This is a genomic window from Campylobacter concisus, assembly GCF_902460415.1.
Taxonomy (GTDB): domain Bacteria; phylum Campylobacterota; class Campylobacteria; order Campylobacterales; family Campylobacteraceae; genus Campylobacter_A; species Campylobacter_A concisus_Y.
In genome coordinates this window covers 180655-199858 of record NZ_CABPTY010000001.1, presented here as the reverse complement: position 1 = coordinate 199858, position 19204 = coordinate 180655, and the positions used below count along the sequence as shown (strand labels likewise).

Here is a 19204-nt window from a genome sequence, read left to right as displayed (position 1 = left end):
AATCTAAAATAAATCTTTATGTTTCTTTTAAGTAAATTTAATGTAATGTTTCATTATTAATTATTTAATTAATGTAGTTGTTTTAAAAAATATTAAGAAATGAACTGGCGGTGCGTTTTAAACGCTAAAAATTTACTAAGATAGGAAGTTATCAATGAGTGAAAAATTTACCAGAAGAGAATTTCTACAAAGTGCCTGTATCAGCGTAGGTGCGCTAGCTACAACAGCTGGTGCAACCAATGTTTTTGCTGGTGAGTTGCCAAAAGGCAATGAAAGTGGCTTGCCATCTGTTGATGTGCTAATAATCGGTTCTGGTGGTGCCGGACTTCGTGCAGCAACAGCCGTTCGCAAGCAATATCCAAACTCAACCGTCGTTGTTGCTACAAAGATGATGCCATCACGTAATGCGACCTGTATGGCAGAGGGTGGAATAAACGGCGTTACTGACTTTAGTAATGGCGATAGCTTCAAGCTTCACGCTTATGACACAGTTAAAGGTGCGGCTTATCTTGCCGATCAAGATGCAGTTATGAAATTTTGCGAGGCAGCAGGCGCAGTCATACATGAGCTAGATCACAATGGTATGCTCTTTTCTCGTATAGATAATGGCGACGTGTCCCGTAAAGATAACGGCGACGTGGCATTTCGTTTCATGGGTGGCGCTAGCAAAAAACGCTGTAACTATGCGGCTGATAAAACTGGCCACGTTTTGATGCATGCGTGCTTGGACGACGCGATCACAGCCGGTGTTAAATTTCTAATGGATCATGAGCTACTTGAGATCGGTCTTGAGGATGGCAAGATTGAAGGCGTCGTTCTTCGCAACATCCAAGATGGTCAAATTTACCCAGTTCTTTGCAAGTCACTTGTCATCGCAACTGGCGGCTACACTAGAATTTTCTATAACCGCACTTCAGTTCCATTTATAGCAACAGGCGACGGCATCGCAGTAGCTCTTCGTGCTGGTCTTGGCTTTGAAGACCCTGAGATGATCCAGTTTCACCCAACCGGTGTTCAAAACGGCGGCACACTTATCACAGAAGCGGCTCGCGGTGAGGGCGGATACTTGCTGAACAACAAGGGCGAGCGCTTTATGAAAAACTACCACGAAAAGATGGAGCTTGCTCCTCGTGACGTCGTCGCTCGTGCGATTGAGACAGAGATTCGTGAGGGCAGGGGTTTTGGTGAGGGTATGAGCTCTTACGTGCTTTGCGATGTTCGCCACCTTGGCAAAGAAAATATCATGAAAAAGCTTCCAAAAATTCGCCACACAGCGATGCTCTTTCAAAACATTGACCTAGTCGAGCAACCAGTGCCTATCCGTCCGACAGCTCACTACTCAATGGGCGGCGTCGAAGTGGCTAAATTTGACGATATGAGCACAAAAATTCCTGGAATTTATGTAGGCGGCGAGGCCTCATGCGTATCTATTCACGGTGCAAACCGCCTTGGTGGCAACAGCCTAACTGACGCAGTGGTCACCGGCGATCTAGCTGGCAAAGGTGCTGGCGCATACGCAAAAGATGCTAAATTTGCAAGTGGTAAAAAGACTTCAGAGCTAGCTAAAATGTGGCAAGATAAATTTAAATCTATCGCAACAGGCGAGGGTGGTGTGAACGACATGTACGCGCTTCGTGAAGAGCTTGGTAAAAACAACTGGGATCTAATGGGTATCTTTAGAACTGGCGCAAAACTTGATCAGCTCTCTAAAAATTTAGAAGCTATCCAAGCAAAATATGACACCCTTAAAGTGCCAAATCAAAACCCAGTCATGAACACAGCATTTACTGACTATGTCGAGCTTGGCAACCTTATACTTCTTTCTCGTGCAGCATGCCTTGCAGCGCAAAATCGTCTTGAGAGCCGTGGCGCTCACACAAGAGAGGACTATCCAAAAAGAGATGATGTAAATTTCTTAAAACACAGCATAGTCACACTAAAAGACGGCAAGTTGGAGCTTGGCTACAAAGATGTTGTGACAGGCATATTTTCACTTGACGGCAAGAAGCCAGAGTAAGGAGCTAGGATGAAAATTATTATCGACCGCTTTGACGGAACTAAAAAATATGAATCAACTTATGAGCTAACAAATGAAGAGATCAAAGGCAAAACTCTTTTAACAGTGCTTCTTGATATCAAACAAAAAAAGGATGCGACGTTAAATTTCACAGCATCTTGCCGTTCAGCGATATGTGGAGCGTGCGCTGTTAGAGTAAATGGTCACTCGTATCTAGCTTGCGATACAAAGATGAATGAGCTTTTGGCTGAGTATGATAACCCAGAGAGTATAAGAATTTCTCCACTTGGAAATTTCAGGGTCATCTCTGATCTTATGGTTGATTGGGAGCCAAGTATCGAAAATTTACGCAAGATAAAGCCTAGCATTACAGCTAAGTCAGAATTTAGCGCAGAAAAAGGCTGTAAGCAAAGTCAAAAAGAGTATGAAAAAGTAGCGCTTGAATGGGACTGCATACTTTGCGGTGCGTGCGCTAGTGAGTGTAATAAACTTGAAGCTGATGCGAGCGATTATATGCAGCCATTTGTATTTGTGCATGCTTATAGAGCTGCATTTGACTCACGTAGCAAAGATCCTATGCCGCACCTAAAACCAGCTATAGATAATGGCCTTTGGATGTGTGTAAAGTGCCAAGAGTGCGCTGATCGCTGTCCAAAAGGCATAAGTGCATGCAAGGATATAACCGATCTTCGCATCATGGCTATACAAAAAGGCTTTGATGATGGTATGGGACCAGATCACGCTGAAGCGTTTTTAACTGATCTAGTTGATGGCTCAGGCAGACTAAATGAGATCAAGCTTGCACTTCGCTCTGAGGGAGTATTTAGAAATATGGGCAAAATGGATATCGCTGCAAATTTAATGCTTGCAGGTAAGATGAATCCACTTCATATTTTTGGAGAAGAGGACATAGAAGGACATGATGATCTAGTAAAAATGATAAATGCGGCTCGAAAAGCTGCTAGTAAGGAGTAATTATGCAAAACGAATTCGCTTTTTTTCCAGGATGCGTACTCTCTCAAGCAGCTAAAGAAGCTAAGATGTCGCTTGAGGCTATCGCTCCGATACTTGGCTGGAAGCTTCATGAGATAAAGGGCTGGAGCTGCTGTGGTGCCCAACAAGCACAAGACGTCGATCCTATCGCTACACTTGTGGCAAATGCTAGAAATATAGCACTTGCTGAGCAGATGAATATGCCTATGCTTACAACATGCTCAACTTGTATGCTAACTCTAACAAGAGCTAAAACTACACTTGATAAGGGTTCAAAGGACCGCATAAATACTTTCTTGGCTGAGGGCAATATGAAATATAATGGCTCAACCGAGATCACAAGCCTTCTTTGGGTGCTTTATCAAAACGTAGAAACGCTAAGAGCAAAGGTTGTTAAACCACTTAGTGGGCTAAAAGTAGCGCTATTTTATGGCTGCCATAGCCTAAGACCTGAAAAAGATCTGCATAATAGAGAAAGCTCAGTCAATCCAAAGAGCTTTGAAACCGTTGTAGGCGCACTTGGTGCTACTATTGTACCATTTGAGAAAAGACTTGACTGCTGCGGATTTCACGCTAGTTATCCAGCCGGCACATCTGTAAGAAAAATGTCAAGCCAGATCGTAAATAACGCCGATGAAAACGGCGCTGACGTAGTTGTCACACCATGCCCACTTTGTCAAATGCAACTTGACATCTACCAAGAGAGATATCAAGATGAGAACCACTCAAATGTGAGAAAGCCTATCATTCACCTATCTCAGCTTGTAGGTCTTGCACTTGGACTATCTGTTGAAGATCTAGGTCTTGATCTAAACATCATCGATGCTACCAAGATAGCGTAAATTTTATCCCACGTCTTTTGGCGTGGGAAATTTAGCTTACACAATTAAATTTTTACCGATAAATTTTTACTGCAATAAAGATAATAAATATAGAAAATTAAATTTATAAAAGCAGGTTAAAGCCCAAAATTTCTTTTGGGCTTTATAAATTTAGATAGCTTTTATCATCACTTTTGTTAGTAGCTCTGAAAATTTAGCTGGATTTTCTAGGCTCATGCCCTCATTTAGCCTTGCCATATCAAGAAGCAAAGGTGCAATGTCGTAAATCATCGCCTCATTTTTCTCTAGTTTTGCAAAAATTTCATGATCTGCATTGATCTCCAAGATCGGTTTAACTTTTGGAGCGTTTGCGCCTTGTCCCATCTGTTTAAGCATCTCTTGCATAGCATAATCAGGATCGTTTTTATCGTAAATTAGCACCGCAGCCGAGCTTGAAAGTCTTGAGCTTAGTCTTACATCTTTGACTTCATCTTTTAAAATTTCTTTCATTTTAACAAGCGTGTTTGCAACCTTGCTCTCATCGACCTTCTCACCGCTTTTGATCTCATCATTTATATCAGCGTGTGAGACTGATTTTAGAGGTGTTTTGTCAAATTCATTGACCATTGGCATAACGATCGTATCGATCTCTTCATCCATAATAAGCACTTCGATGTCGTTTTTCTTAAAACTCTCAAGAAGCGGAGAATTTCTTAGCATATTTTCATTGTTGCCGCTGATGTAGTAGATCGACTTTTGATCCTCTTTCATCGCTTCTTTGTACTCTTTTAGGCTGATAAGTCCGTCTCTTTTTGAACTTTTAAATAGGCAAAGATCTAAAATTTGCTCTTTTTCAGCGTTAAATCCATAAAGCCCCTCTTTTAAAACCTTGCCAAATAGTTTGTAAAATTTTATGTATTTTTCTCGGTCGTTATCTTTTAACTTTGCAAGCTCGCTTAAAATTTTCTTCACGCTTTGCTCTTTGACACTTCTCATGATCGCATTTTCTTGTAAAATTTCGCGGCTAACATTTAGTGGCAAGTCCTCAACATCAATGATGCCCTTGATAAATCTTAAATATGGCGGCAAGAGTTCTTTTGCATCATCTGTGATGAAAACTCTTTTTACATAGAGCTTTACGCCACTTTGATAATCAACCCTAAAGAGGTCAAACGGCTCAGTGCTTGGCACATAAAATAGAGTTGAGTACTCAATCTTACCCTCAGCTTTTGTGTGGATGTAAAGGAGCGGATCACTGCTGTCGTGTGAAATTTGCTTATAAAAGTCGTTATAATCTTGCTCTTTTAGGCTGGCTTTATTTAGCCTCCAAAGCGCATTTGCCTTGTTTATTTGCTCGTTTTTAGTCTCATAAGTGCCCTCTTTTTCGCCTTCTTTTGGAGCGACATAGCTTTGTTTATCCATAAATATAGGATAAGGAATGTGATTTGAATACTTCTTGACTATCTCTTCGATACGCCAAGAATTTGCAAACTCATCGTCATTTAAATGTAAGATGATGTCCGTTCCAAAGCTCTCTTTTTGGGCATCTTCGATCTCATAGTTTTTTGCATCAGATGTCCATTTGTAGGCTTTGTCGCTAAGTGCTCGTTTGCTTATGACTTCGATCTTACTTGCCACCATAAATGCTGAGTAAAAGCCAACACCAAACTGACCGATCAGTGAGCTATCTTTTTTAGCATCGCCACTTAAATTTTTCATAAAACCTTTTGTGCCGCTTCTTGCTATCGTGCCTAAATTTGCGATGAGTTCATCCTTATCCATACCGATACCATTGTCGCTAATGGTTAAAGTCTTAGCTTTATCATCTACTTTGATGTCGATCCTTGGAGTGTAGCTTAGACTTTTATACTTTTCATCAGTCAAGCAAAGGTAATTTAGCTTGTCAAGAGCGTCGTTTGAGTTTGAGATGAGCTCTCTTAAAAATATCTCTTTGTTTGAGTAAAGAGAGTGGATCATCAAATTTAAAAGGTCATTGACCTCGGTTTGAAATTCAAATTTATCTGCCATTTTTCTTTTCCTTGTTTTAAAATTTTTGGCAGATTATAACACAAAGTGATAAAAATATACTTAACCTTGATAGCATTACTATCAAGGTTTTTAAATCAAATTTTTAAAATGGTTTTAAAAAAGTTATAATTTATGAATAAAATAATAATGATAATTTATTAATTATTATTAATTATGCATTCTTGTATAAAGTTTATTTAAAATGGTGCTATAATCAAGGCGAAAATTTTTGGAAAAAGGAGACAAAATGAATTTACGAAGCATTTTGGTAAAAGTTTCAGCAACGATTGCTACGGTTTTGGCAGTATCTATGACATGTTTTGTTGTATATACATCAAATATTTTAGAGCGCGAGATAAAAGATGGTGTGCTTACAACAGTAGAACAAAACGTCCAGCTTGCTATGAATACGGTTAAATTATTTGAAAAAGATAATGTAAGTAGTGCAGAGCTGATAATGAGTGTTTTTAAAGAGATGATTGGAAAAATTTCAACTAATCACCAGATGAGCAAGACTGACAAATACGAGGCGATAGATCTAATATCTCAAAGTGGTATTTTAAACAACAACTACGATATTCTAGATAAATTTAATAAAGCTACAAAAGGTGGAATTTCAACCATTTTTGCAAAATCAGGTGATAATTTTTTAAGAGTTAGTACATCGGTGACGAAGGCTGATGGTAGTAGAGCTGTTGGTACGATGATTGACAAAAACGGTCAAGCCTATAAAAATATCATGAATAAAGAGAGGTATATAGGCGTTGTAAATTTATTTGGACGCAACTATATGAGTATTTATGATCCTATTATTGAAAATAACGAGGTAATAGGAATTTTATTTGTTGGTTATGATCCTACCGAGGGATTAAACAATATGAAAAAGACTTTTTCTGAGATGAAACTTGGTAAGCATGGATATTTTTCTCTTTACAATACTAAAACTGGAAAATTTGACTTCCATCCAACTAAGGCAAATCAAGAGCTAAGTAGTGAATTAAAAACTACTATGGATAATATTGTTAAAAAAGGAAAAGGTGTTGAGTCCATTATAATTGATGGGGTTGACTGTATAGTTGCTTTTGAGTCATTTGATAAACTAGACTGGATGGTTTTAGGTTCAGCTGTTACTGATGATTTTTTAACACCATTAAAAGTAGTTAGTAAAAATTTCATCATAGCAAGTATCATAGTTACCTTACTTTTGATAGCTGTTTCAATGCTCTTGCTTAAGAAGATGGTTGCAAATCCTATCGATAGACTAGGAACAAATTTAAATGCGATAACATCTGATTTTACAATTAAAATTCCTATTTATGGTAAAGATGAAATAGCTAAAATAAGTAAAGATATAAATGATTTTATTGAAAGAATAAGAATACTAATAAGTGATACAAAGCACCTTTCAAGTGAAAATAGCTCCGTTGCAAATGAGCTTAGTTCTACATCTCTTCAGACAGGCAAACGTGTAGAAAAATCAACCGAAATAGTGGAAGAGACAAATCAAAGATGTAAAGTAATGCAAGAAAATATGAAAGAATCTTTAGCAGTAGCTCAAGCTGGCAAAGATGACCTTCAAAAGGCTAGCACACATATAAAAACGGCAACTGAAGCTATAAGATCGCTATCAGCGCAGATTATTGATTCTGCTAATGTAGAAAATCAAATGGCTGATAAGATCGATCAGCTTAGCCGTGATGCCGAGCAGGTAAAATCAGTCCTTGTTGTTATCAATGATATAGCTGATCAGACAAATTTACTTGCACTTAACGCAGCTATCGAGGCTGCAAGAGCAGGTGAGCATGGACGTGGCTTTGCTGTTGTTGCTGATGAAGTTAGACAGCTAGCTGAGAGGACTCAAAAGAGTTTAACTGAGATAAATGCTACTATTAACGTCATTGTCCAAGCGATCAATGATAGTAGCGAGCAAATGGGTATCAACTCTAAACAGATCCAAGAGTTAACTCACGTGGCAAGCGACGTTGAAAAAACTATAAATGTTATGAGTGAGACAATGAATAACGCTATAGCAATGTCTGATAAGACTATGCAAGACTACATCGCAACTGGCAAAAATGTAAATGAAATCATGGAAGGTATCTCAAATATCAACCAAATTTCATCTGAAAATGCTAGAAGTGTCGAAGAGATAGCTTCAGCGGCAGAACATCTAAACAAGATGACAGATGCATTAAATTCAAAACTTAGTGTCTTTAGGACTTGAGAGCTTACCTCTTAAGCTAATATTTTAGGTCTAGCCCTTGCTAGACCTTTTTAAATTTATTGATAAAATTTCTAGTATATAAAATCAAATTTTTATAGATAATGATATAGAGCAGGGGGGCTTTGTAAATTTGCAAAGCCAAATTTATTTTCTATTTTTGTCTAGAACTTTTTGCATACTCTCTCTAGTCGCCTCTAGCCAGTTTTCTTTTGAAGTATCGACTAAATCAAGGCAAAAGAGCTTGATATCCGCTTTTTTAAAGCTAAATTCTTTCACTTTCATAGCATCGCTTCCTACTATAACGATAGGCTGAACTTTTAAATTTAGTTTTTCAACTAATAGTTTTGCACCACCTTTAAAAGGCAAAAGCTTATTGGTTTGAGATCTTGTTCCTTCGGGAAATATCGCTAAAACACGACCATTTTCAACCCTATCTTTTGCTTCACTTAAAAGCTTTATTAGTGAATGTTTATTTTCACGTTCAACCGCTATCATTTTTGGCAAGCTTAAAATTTTACCAATTATAGGAATTTTACCGATCTGTGCCTTTGCGATCCAGCAGACATTTTTTGGGTGTAGCTCTTCGATGACAATGATATCAAGCATACTTTGATGGTTTATAAGTAAGATATTTGCCTCATCACTAAAATTGCCTATCACTTCAAGTTTATATCCACCAAAAAACCTTTGCGATCTTCCCCAAAATTTTCTTATGGCTCTATTTTTATCATTAAATAGCCACATAAAAAAGACGACAAGAATAACGCTAATAACAAACTCAATAGCAAAAAATAAAGCTCTAATTTTTGACAAGATTATCCTTTTTTACCCAGCCGATTTTGCCATCTGCAAATAAAATTTTTGAGTAGTCATCTTTCGTGTCTAAAATTTCAACATTTTCATTTTTGCGAGATGTGTAAAAAACGGTTGAATTTTTAGTTGGAAGGATAGTAACGCTCACATCTGGCTTAAGTACTGCTTTGCCAAAAGGGTTGTAGGTATAAATTCCAAGCGCGATAAAAACAGCCGCCACAAAAAAGTAGCTAAATTTTCTGCGCCAAATAGCTAATAATATAAAAATTACCGCACAAGAGTAGATCGTGACATCTTTATAGGTGCTAAACTCACTTTGTTTTGGGTTTAGTCCGATCTGTGTGCTGACATCGTCATCTTCAACACTCACTGGCAAAGAAAAGCTTTCAAATTTAGCCTTTTTTAGGTTGTAATAATTAAAGTCAAGCGATTTTTTGTTTGGCTTAAATACTGCAAAATAATATGCACTTTGTGAGTTAAAGTCGCCATTTATCGTATCTACGCCTTGCTTTAAGATTGTCTTATTTTCTATATTAAAAGCACTTAGATCTACGTTGTTACCATAAATTTCTACAACCATGATATTGTTTATATCATCAAATTTTGTTGTCTTAAATTTCTTAACTTCAAGATTATCGGCCACGATATGGTTGTAGTTCTCATCGCTTCTAAGCTCTTTTAGCTTTGGCAAGAAGATATTTATACTTGAGTTTTGATAGTTTTCACCATTTCTTTTTAGGATTAAGCTAACTTTTAAAGTCTTTGCGTCAATGCTTGTTGCCTCAAGATAAAAAGTACCTACATATTTGTTGTCTTCGCTTTTTACCCATTGAAAATTTTTCTTATTTAGCCATTTGATATTTGTTTCATCAAGCTGTGTCTCAAACTCAAACTCAAAGTCATTTTGCGTATCAGCCACTATCTCAACACTAAAAATTTCTCCTATAACAACATTTTTTGGCACATTTGTGGCTTTTAAAAGAAGCTCTTTTACTTTGATCTTATCATATACTTGATTGTCTGGGACGCTAATATCTGGCTCGTTTGTTGGCACGATGTTTCGCATCTGCTCTGGAGTGATACGCTCTGGCTGTGGTGATACAAATTTTCTTGAAAAATCTTGTTCTTTTGGCGGTTTTTGAGTTTTTGGATTTGAAGTAGGGCTATTTACAAATTTATCCTCCCTAGCTTCGTCCATCATATCAAAAACGCTTACTTCATCGGTATTTACAGCAAATAAATTTAGTACGAGTAGGGAGATAAAAAGAAAATATTTTACCAAACTAGACCTTTTAGCATCTTCATGCCATCATCTGTACCTAAAATTTTCTCACAAGCACGCTCAGGATGAGGCATAAGACCAAAAATCTTTTTGCTTTCATCGCAGATTCCAGCTATATTGTCGACTGAGCCATTTGGATTTATTTCGTTACCTTTGGCATCACAGTATTTTAGTAATACTTGATCGTTGTCGTAAAGACCTTTTAGAGTGTTTTCATCAGTATAATAGTTGCCCTCACCGTGAGCAATAGGGATATTAACTACTTCATTTTTGGCTAAATTTGCTAAGAATTTATTGTTATTTGAGATTACCTTTAGGTGGTGATATTTTGAGACGAAATTTAAATTTTCATTTCTTCTCATCGCACCCTTTAAGAGTCCAAGCTCAAGTAGCATCTGAAAACCATTGCAAATTCCTAAGATATAGCCGCCTTTTTTTGCATGCTTTTTTACAGCTTGCATAGCTGGGCTAAATTTAGCTATCGCAGCTGTTCTTAGATAATCTCCATAGCTAAAACCGCCTGGAAGCACGACCAGGTCAGCATCTATTTTATCTTCTTTGTGCCAGATTATTTGTGTTTGGCAGTCAAGTAGTTTAAATGCGTGAGCTGTGTCTTCTTCGCAGTTTGTGCCAGGAAAAAGTATGATCGCTACTTTCATAACACGATCTCATAGTCTTCGATGACGGTATTTGCTAAAAGCTCTTCACACATCACTTTTAACTGCTCGTTTGCCTTAGTTTTATCACTCTCGTCGATATCTAAAACGATTTGTTTGCCTATCCTGACATTTGATACACCGCTAAATCCAAGAGAATTTAAAGCATGCTCCACTGCTTTGCCAGCAGGGTCAAGGACCCCACTTCTTAATGCTATATTTACAACAGCTTTCATCTTTGTCCTTACGATAAAATTCTTCTTAAAACTTCTTCGTAAGCGACTTTTACGCTACCAAGGTCTTGTCTAAATCTATCTTTGTCAAGTTTTTCATTGGTTTTAGCATCCCAGAATCTACAACTATCAGGGCTTATTTCATCAGCTAAAATGATATTGCCGTCTTTGTCGATACCAAATTCTATTTTAAAATCAACTAGTTTTAGATCTCTTTCGGCAAAAAATTTAAATAATATAGAGTTGATCTCTCTTGCTGTGTGTCTTAGAGTTTGAAGATCTTTTTCACTCTTTACTAATCCCATAATGATACAGTGCTCATCTGTTACTAATGGATCGTGCAAATCGTCGTTTTTGTAGTAAAACTCAACAAGTGTAAAAGGTAAAACCGTGCCTTCTTTTATGCCAAGTCTTTTGCTTAGTGAGCCAGTTGCAATGTTTCTAACAACAACTTCAAGAGGTATGATCTCACATTTTTTGACTACTTGCTCAGTGTCGCTGATAGTCTCAACTAGGTCAGTCACGATGCCTTTACTCTCCAAAAGCTTAAAAAGCTGTGTTGAAATTTTATTATTTAATGCGCCTTTACCAGCTTCGTTGCCTCTTTTTTGAGCATCAAATGCTGTTAGATCGTCTTTAAATTCAGCCACAAGCAGATTTGCATCGTCTGTGGCATACATTTTTTTACCTTTTCCCTCGTAAATAAGCTCTCTTTTTTGCATGGAGATCTCCTTCTAATTTATTGTTTTATTTTTAAAATTTTGATCGTGTCAATCGCTGTTTTTAATTGAATATCTTCATCAACTTTTTTTTGCGTGATTATCTTTTTATCATCTTTTGCTTCAGTTTTATTGCCCTCACTTGTAGGATTTATCTTGTTTAGTTCGCTTTTTAGGTGCGCTTTTAGCTCACTCTCTTTGATGCTAAACGCACTATCGTCGCTTTGTGGCACTTTGCCAGGATGTACGACTACATCAGGCGTTACGCCAACAGCTTGGATAGTTCTGCCACTTGGCAAGTAGTATCTTGCGATGGTCAGTCTTAGCGCTTCTGTATCGTCTATTGGTAAGATCACCTGAACGCTGCCTTTACCAAATGTGTTTTCGCCGATTATCACCGCACGCTTATGATCTTGCAATGAACCGCTTACGATCTCGCTAGCACTTGCACTTCCGCCATTTACAAGGACAACAAGTGGGAGTTTTGATAAGGTTTTGCTAGCGCTTGCTTTATACTCTACATTTTCAGATGCATCACGACCCTTTTGAGATACGATGATACCGTTATCTACGAAAAGATCCACTAGATCAACAGCTTGATTTAAAAGACCGCCAGGGTTGTTTCTAAGATCAAGTATGATGCCATTTGCTTTAGGATGCTCTTTGATCGCCTCTTTTACCTTTGTGACGACGTTTTTGTCAAAATTTGTGACGCGTATATAAAGGATGTTTTCATTTTCTATCATTTTTGCATAGACAGATTCAACCTTTATAAGATCTCTTATGATCTTTACGTCAAATGGCTTTTGCTCGCCTTTTCTTAAGATCGTAATTGTTATCGGAGTTTTTGGCTTGCCGCGCATCTTATTTACAGCTTCATCTATCGTTGTGCCGATAGTTGAGTTGCCATCGATCCTTAAAATGATATCGCCTGCCTTTATGCCTGCTTTATCAGCTGGAGTGTCCTCGATAGGCGAGATAACGGTTAGTGCGCTATCTTTCATGCCAACTGTTATGCCAAGCCCGCCAAATTCGCCGCTTGTTTGCACCTGCATATCTTTATATGCTTTTTCATTTAAAAAGCTCGAGTGAGCGTCCAAATTTTGCATCAAACCAGCAATGGCTTTGTCGATTATCTCTTTAAATTTAATGTCATCAACGTAGTATTTTTCAACAGTTGAGATGGTTTTTGTAAGTTTTGAAAGTGCTTCAAGTTTCGCACTCGCCTCATCTTCAGTTTTAGCAAAAAGCGCATTTACTGTTACGCTTGAGATGAGTAGGGCGCCTGTTATTTTTAGCGCAAAAGATCTAGTAAATTTATTCAAAATATCTCCTATATTTTTTGGCTCAATTTTATTAACATTTGGCTAAAAAAAGCATAAATTTAGCCTTATATTTTTAGCTTTTGTCTATTTTTAACACAAATTTATAACAGCAAATTTTAGCAATTAAATAAAAAGAGTGATAAATGTTATAAATATACTTGACAATATAAGACTAAAGTTATATAATGCCGCCATTATAAAATAACTTAAGGAGCTTTAATGGCTGACATAACAGAAAATTTAACAGCGCAGATGCAAGAGACACTTGAAAAAGGCGTTAGCTTAGCGATCTTTTCTAAAAATCCACAAGTTGTGCCACTTCACGTCTTTTGGGCTTTGCTCGCTGATAGTAATTCTATTTTGAATCAAGTATTTAATAAGATGAACATAAGTAAAGACGCGGTCGAGCTTGAGATAAAAAGCAAGATCTCGTCACTCCCAAGCAGCTCAAATGTCACAAAAGATAACGTTTCAGTTTCAAGAGAGCTTATAAATTCGCTTGAAAATGCAAAAGCTTTAATGGTAAGCATGGGCGATAGCTACATAGCTGTTGATACATGGATCATCTCATCTCTTGAGCTTAGTGAGATCAAACAAATTTTAAGCAAATTTTGCGATATCTTAGAGATCAAAAAGAACCTTGAGAGCATAAGAGGTGGTAAAAAGATAGATAGCCAAACTGGCGATGATACCCTTGATAGTTTAGAGAAATTTGGTATCGATCTAACGCAAAAAGCGCTAAATAAAGAGCTTGATCCAGTCATCGGCCGTGATGAAGAGATCACTAGGATGATGCAAATTTTAATAAGAAAGAGCAAAAATAACCCTATCTTGCTTGGCGAGCCAGGTGTTGGTAAAACAGCTATCGTTGAGGGGCTAGCTCAAAAGATAGTGGCTCGCGATGTGCCAACAAGCCTTGCAAACAAGCGTGTCATCGCGCTTGATATGAGTGCAGTTGTAGCTGGCGCAAAGTATAGAGGTGAGTTTGAAGATAGACTAAAAGCTGTCATCGACGAGGTCAAAAAAGCTGGCAATATCATACTTTTTATAGATGAAATTCACACCATAGTTGGAGCTGGTGCGAGCGAGGGCGGAATGGACGCTGCAAATATCCTAAAACCAGCTCTTGCACGTGGAGAGCTTCACGCCGTTGGTGCTACGACATTAAAAGAATATAGAAAATACTTTGAAAAAGATGCAGCACTTCAAAGGCGTTTTCAACCAATAGACGTTAAAGAGCCAAGTGTAAATGAGGCACTTCAAATTTTACGTGGTATAAAAGAGCGCCTTGAAGTTCATCACGGTATCACGATAACAGATAGCGCGCTAGTTGCTGCAGCAAGACTAAGTGACCGATACATCGCAAACCGCTTCTTGCCAGATAAGGCGATAGACCTTATAGACGAGGCAGCAGCTGAGCTTAAGATGCAAATAGAGAGCGAGCCATACGAGCTTTCAAAGATAAAACGCGAGATCGTAACGCTTCAAGTAGAAAAAGAAGCGCTAAAGATGGAGGATGCGGATAAAAATAAAGAAAGACTTGGCGAGATCGAAAAAGAGATAGCTGACCTAAATGAGAAAAAGCTAGCGCTTGATACTAAATTTGAAAACGAAAAGGCTGTTTTTGGCGGAATTTCAAAAGCAACAAAAGAGATCGATAGCTTAAAATCACAAGCCGAGATAGCAAAAAGAAATGGCGATCTTCAAAAAGCTGCCGAGATAGAATACGGCAAAATAGCAGACGCTAAAAAGCACAAACACGAGCTTGAAGAAAAATGGGAGCACATGAAAAAAGAGGGTGTGCTTCTTAAAAATCAAGTCGATGAAGAGCTTGTGGCTGAAATTTTGAGCAAATGGACTGGAATTTCAGTTAAAAAGATGCTAACAAGCGAAAAAGAGAAATATCTGCGCATCGAAGAGCATCTAAGAGAGAGCGTTGTCGGTCAAGATGACGCACTGCACGCACTTGCACGTGCTGTTAAGAGAAATAAAGCAGGGCTAAACGAAGGCCAAAGGCCTATTGGTTCATTTTTATTTCTTGGACCAACAGGCGTTGGCAAGACTCAGTCTGCTAAGGCTTTGGCTAAATTTTTATTTGACGATGAGAAGGCGCTCATTCGTTTTGATATGAGCGAGTATATGGAAAAACACAGTGTGAGCAGACTTCTTGGTGCACCTCCAGGATATGTTGGATATGACGAGGGCGGTCAGCTAACAGAGGCAGTTCGCAGAAGACCTTACTCAGTCATACTCTTTGACGAGGTCGAAAAGGCCCACAAAGATGTATTTAACATACTTTTGGGAATTTTAGATGACGGACGTGCGACTGATAATAAGGGCGTAACGGTTGATTTTAAAAACACTATTATCATTTTAACTTCAAATATTGCTTCAAATTTCATAATGGAGCTAAAGGGAGAAGATCGTGATGCGGCTGTTAAAAACGAGCTTAAAAACTACTTTAAACCTGAGTTTTTAAATAGGCTTGATGATACTATCATATTTAATCCTCTAAATGAACAAGGTCTAATCTCTATCGTTGAGATCATGTTTAAAGAGCTTGAAAAGACTCTTCATAACCGTGGTATCAAGGCAATTTTAAGCGAAGAGGCTAAGAAATTTATCGCAAAAGCTGGCTTTGACATAGTTTATGGCGCAAGACCTCTTAGAAGAGCGCTTTATGAGCTAGTTGAAGATAAGATCGCTGATATGATCTTAAAAGATGAGCTTGAAAGCGGCGATGAGATCACCATCGATAGCGATGGTGAGAAGATCATCATTAAGAAAAAATAACTTCAAATTTACTTGGCAGGTTGGATCAACTTGCCAAGCCTTCATATAAATTTTATACAAAAATTATCTAAAAAATAGGGCTGTTTAGCTATTTAAAAATATGACTAAACGCCTAAAAATTTAGCAAGGGCAAAATAAAATATAGCTGATGAGATAGCAGCTGCTGGAAGCGTGATGAGCCAAGCAAGAATGATTGGTCTTACCATTTTCCAGTTTGCATTTTTATTTACGATGCCGATGCCTAAAACTGCGCCTATTAGGATATGAGTTGAGCTAACTGGTATGCCAAGCTTTGTGGCTAGAAGTATGACGATACTTGAGGCAAGCTCCGCGCTAAAGCCAGTTGTCGGTAAAATTTCAGCTAGTTTTGAGCCGATAGTGGTGATGACCTCTTTGCCTAAAAACCAAAGCCCAACGACAAGCGAGATACCAAAGGTTACCATTGCGATGCTTGGTATGGGTGAACTTTCGTTTATAGAGCCAGTTTTTAGCACATCAAGTACGGCTGCAAATGGTCCAACTGCGTTTGCGATATCGTTTGCACCATGTGAAAATGCAAAAGATGAAGCGGTAAAAATTTGAAACCATGAGAAAATTCTATTGATACTCTTTTCGCTATCGTTTTTGCTCATGACGTTTATAATAGCAAGGCTTGCAAGATACGCTAGAGCACCGATGACGAAGATGATCCAGATAGTTTGGATGATGCTAAAGGCTAAATTTATATGCTCCAGTCCTTTAAAAAGCATCATTGATGAGATGACCATTGCTGCAAATCCAGCGATAATTGGGATATGCTTTTTCATTGCTTTAAAAGTATCTATCTCTTTTTCGCTATCTTTCATGATACGAATTTTTGAGCGGTACTCGCTGTATTCAGTGGTTTCGATCTCGTCCTCATCGATAACTGCGATCTTTGAAAGAGTAGCTATCTGCTCCTCGGCCGGCTTTGTTTTTAGTGCTTTTACAAAGCTTTCTTTATATGCTTTTCGCTCAGCTTTTAGAGCTTTTAGATTCATTTTAAGCTCATGTGTTGGCTCAATAATCTTACTTTTTACGTAGCCAAATATAACGTAAGACATCACGCCGCCAAGCAGTGGCGAAATGACCCAACTTACGGCAATTCTACCGATCTCACTCCATGAGACCATGCTAAATGGTTCTGGATCTTTTATCATAAAACCCATAGCAAGTCCTGCACCAACGATGCCGCCAACGATCGAGTGAGTGGTTGAGACTGGTAGACCTTTTTTAGACGCATAAAAGAGCCAAAGACCAGAGCTAAGAAGGGCTGAGATCATGATGATGACAAATTTCATCGGATTTAGATCGCTTGGAAATTTCACGATCTCGTTTCTAATCGTATTTGTAACCTCTGATCCTGCAAATATCGCACCGCTAAGCTCAAAAATGGCTGCGATGATGAGAGCTTGCTTAAGCGTAAGAGTCTTAGCGCCAACGCTTGTGCCAAAGCTGTTTGCAACGTCATTTCCACCGATATTAAAGGCCATAAAAAGACCAAACATACCAGCGATCAAGAATAAAAAGTAGTTATTTGTCGGGATGTACTGATAGCCCCAAACGAAAAATCCAACGCTACAAATTGCAAAAATAACAAATGCTAATAAGTTATCTCGAAGCAATCAAGCCCCCTTATAAGGTTTTTGATAGGGATTATATCTTGAAAAATATTAAAGTTTTTAGAATTTTTCAACTTTAAATGATACTAAATTATCATATGTTAGAATCTGCAAAAATTTTAAGGATAAATTTTGGTTATAGCGATCGATCTTGGCTCAAACACATTTCGTGTAGCACTTGTCAAAAAAGAGCAAAATGGCTTTAGTAATGAGCAAATTTATGAAAAGATAGTAGGAGCTGCTAGAGGACTAAATGAAAGTGGCAAGATAGCAGATGAGTCCAAAAATAGGCTCTTTGAAGCGATATCGGAGGCTAAAAGTAAATTTGACTTTGATAAATTTAAATGCGTAGCAGTCGCAACTGAGGCTTTTAGGGTGGCGTCAAATAGCGGGAAAATTTTTAGCGAGATAAGAGAGAAATTTGGCATAAATTTTCATATCATCAGCGGTAAAGTAGAAGCAAAGCTTACATTTTTGGGTGTTCAAAATGCTTTTAAAAAGCTTGGAATCAATGAAAAATTTAGCATCATTGACATCGGTGGAGCAAGCTCAGAGATCGGTGAAAATGGAAATTTTATGAGTTTTAAATTTGGCATTATTACATTTTTTGAGAAATTTAAAACACTTGATTTAATGCAAAAAAATGCAAAATTTTATACAAAAGATGCAAGAGAATTTTTAAATAGCTTAAAAAATAGATTTATCGTGCTGACTTCTGGCGTACCAACTACTATCGCAGCGCTACGACTTGGACTTAACTACGAGAACTATGATCCAAAAAAAGTAAGCGGACTTGAGCTTAAAAATGACGATCTTGCCTGGTTTGTAAATGAGCTTTTAAAGATGGACGATAAGAGCGCTGATGTGGCGGTTGGAAGAGGTAGAAAGTATCCGCTCATCGCTGGAACCTTGCTTTTAGAGGAGCTTTTAGTCGGGCAAGAAGCAAAATTTTTAGTTATTGACGATGGGCTTAGAGAGGGTGTTGGTGTGGCCTATCTGCAAGGAAAATTTCAAGAAATTATCACAAATTTTTAGTTAATATTTCAAAAATTTAAAGGAGAGGAAATGAGTATAAGAGAGCAAATTTTAGCTGATATAAAAGAGGCTATGAAGGCAAAAGATGAGTTTAAAAGAGATACTTTAAGAACGCTAAATGCAGCACTTAAGCAAGTTGAAGTCGATCAAAGGATTGAAATGACTGATGAAGTGGTACTTCCACTGCTTCAAAAGGAGATCAAAAAGAGGGCTGACTCGGTTGAGCTTTATATAAAAGGCGCTAGAGAGGATTTGGCTAAAAAAGAGCAGGGCGAGATTGAACTCATTAAAGCATATTTGCCAGTACAACTAAGCGATGAAGAGCTTAAAGAGAAAATAAAAAATATTATTGAAAGAGCTGGTAAAAATTTAGGCGATGTAATGAAAATAGCAAAAGATGAGATCGGAGCAAGTGCTGAAGCAAAACGCATAAGTATGATCGCAAAAGAGCTTTTGGCTTAAAATCTACAATCTTATAAAGCTTCTAATTTTTGAAAACTTACTTTTTAATGTGTAAGTTTTCAAAAAATCAAATATGACCTTCATTTTAAAAAAGATAATTTTAAAAGCATAATACTTATATGAATATGTTAAAAGGTAAAATACAAGCTTTTTTATATATTTG

At 37.7% G+C, this 19204-nt stretch carries 14 protein-coding genes and 2 pseudogenes; 8 read left to right on the top strand and 8 right to left on the bottom strand.

The annotated features are described in order from the left end of the window. Positions 1-154: 154 nt before the first annotated feature. From sdhA to sdhE, 3 genes are read left to right on the top strand one after another with little or no spacing between them, the layout of a single operon-like run. Positions 155-2017: an 8-methylmenaquinol:fumarate reductase flavoprotein subunit gene (gene sdhA, locus FZ940_RS00970; RefSeq protein WP_148821170.1), complete on the top strand. Its 1863-nt coding sequence runs from the start codon at positions 155-157 to the stop codon at positions 2015-2017. A 9-nt stretch (positions 2018-2026) separates the two neighbouring features. Next, on the top strand, positions 2027-2992 hold the full coding sequence (gene sdhB, locus FZ940_RS00965; RefSeq protein WP_107687219.1) for an 8-methylmenaquinol:fumarate reductase iron-sulfur subunit: 966 nt from the start codon (positions 2027-2029) through the stop codon (positions 2990-2992). A gap of 2 nt (positions 2993-2994) precedes the next feature. Further along, positions 2995-3852 carry an 8-methylmenaquinol:fumarate reductase membrane anchor subunit gene (sdhE, locus tag FZ940_RS00960; RefSeq protein WP_148821169.1) on the top strand — a complete coding sequence of 286 codons (858 nt, stop codon included), beginning with the start codon at positions 2995-2997 and terminating at the stop codon, positions 3850-3852. 150 nt (positions 3853-4002) lie between these two features. On the opposite strand, the gene htpG is transcribed toward sdhE, so the two are convergent. Continuing rightward, the gene (htpG, locus tag FZ940_RS00955; protein ID WP_148821168.1) at positions 4003-5859 is read right to left on the bottom strand and encodes a molecular chaperone HtpG; all 1857 of its coding nucleotides are present in this window, start codon (positions 5857-5859) and stop codon (positions 4003-4005) included. A gap of 247 nt (positions 5860-6106) precedes the next feature. Between htpG and FZ940_RS09775 the strand changes: the two are divergent. After that, positions 6107-7003: pseudogene (locus FZ940_RS09775) on the top strand (Cache 3/Cache 2 fusion domain-containing protein); the annotation flags it as partial. Positions 7004-7027: 24 nt separating this feature from the next. Further along, positions 7028-8083 (top strand): annotated as a pseudogene (locus tag FZ940_RS09770) (methyl-accepting chemotaxis protein); the annotation flags it as partial. A gap of 144 nt (positions 8084-8227) precedes the next feature. Here the strand turns inward: FZ940_RS09770 and FZ940_RS00945 are convergent. From FZ940_RS00945 to FZ940_RS00920, 6 genes are read right to left on the bottom strand one after another with little or no spacing between them, the layout of a single operon-like run. Next, positions 8228-8902, bottom strand: a complete 675-nt coding sequence (locus FZ940_RS00945) for a lysophospholipid acyltransferase family protein (RefSeq protein ID WP_262367592.1) — start codon at positions 8900-8902, stop codon at positions 8228-8230. Further along, entirely contained in the window at positions 8883-10178 is a 1296-nt protein-coding gene (locus FZ940_RS00940) for an SH3 domain-containing protein (RefSeq protein WP_148821165.1), read from the bottom strand. The genes FZ940_RS00945 and FZ940_RS00940 overlap by 20 nt, the downstream gene beginning before the upstream one ends. Next, on the bottom strand, positions 10172-10837 hold the full coding sequence (gene purQ / locus FZ940_RS00935) for a phosphoribosylformylglycinamidine synthase I (RefSeq protein ID WP_148821164.1): 666 nt from the start codon (positions 10835-10837) through the stop codon (positions 10172-10174). The genes FZ940_RS00940 and purQ overlap by 7 nt, the downstream gene beginning before the upstream one ends. Beyond that, entirely contained in the window at positions 10834-11070 is a 237-nt protein-coding gene (gene purS, locus FZ940_RS00930) for a phosphoribosylformylglycinamidine synthase subunit PurS (protein WP_103603908.1), read from the bottom strand. Before purS ends, purQ begins: the two co-directional genes overlap by 4 nt. Positions 11071-11078: 8 nt before the next feature. After that, complete coding sequence (gene purC / locus FZ940_RS00925; RefSeq protein WP_021091373.1) at positions 11079-11789, bottom strand: phosphoribosylaminoimidazolesuccinocarboxamide synthase; 711 nt, start codon at positions 11787-11789, stop codon at positions 11079-11081. Positions 11790-11806: 17 nt separating this feature from the next. Beyond that, positions 11807-13078: a S41 family peptidase gene (locus tag FZ940_RS00920; RefSeq protein ID WP_262367591.1), complete on the bottom strand. Its 1272-nt coding sequence runs from the start codon at positions 13076-13078 to the stop codon at positions 11807-11809. A gap of 252 nt (positions 13079-13330) precedes the next feature. Here FZ940_RS00920 and FZ940_RS00915 point away from each other — a divergent pair, with 252 nt between their 5' ends. Beyond that, positions 13331-15904 carry an ATP-dependent Clp protease ATP-binding subunit gene (locus FZ940_RS00915; RefSeq protein ID WP_148821162.1) on the top strand — a complete coding sequence of 858 codons (2574 nt, stop codon included), beginning with the start codon at positions 13331-13333 and terminating at the stop codon, positions 15902-15904. A 104-nt stretch (positions 15905-16008) separates the two neighbouring features. Here FZ940_RS00915 and FZ940_RS00910 read toward each other — a convergent pair whose 3' ends face one another. After that, positions 16009-17547 carry an inorganic phosphate transporter gene (locus FZ940_RS00910; protein WP_148821161.1) on the bottom strand — a complete coding sequence of 513 codons (1539 nt, stop codon included), beginning with the start codon at positions 17545-17547 and terminating at the stop codon, positions 16009-16011. Between the two features lie 129 nt (positions 17548-17676). Here FZ940_RS00910 and FZ940_RS00905 point away from each other — a divergent pair, with 129 nt between their 5' ends. Then, on the top strand, positions 17677-18579 hold the full coding sequence (locus FZ940_RS00905; RefSeq protein WP_148821160.1) for a Ppx/GppA phosphatase family protein: 903 nt from the start codon (positions 17677-17679) through the stop codon (positions 18577-18579). Between the two features lie 30 nt (positions 18580-18609). Further along, positions 18610-19041 carry a GatB/YqeY domain-containing protein gene (locus tag FZ940_RS00900; RefSeq protein ID WP_148821159.1) on the top strand — a complete coding sequence of 144 codons (432 nt, stop codon included), beginning with the start codon at positions 18610-18612 and terminating at the stop codon, positions 19039-19041. The last annotated feature ends 163 nt before the right edge of the window (positions 19042-19204 follow it).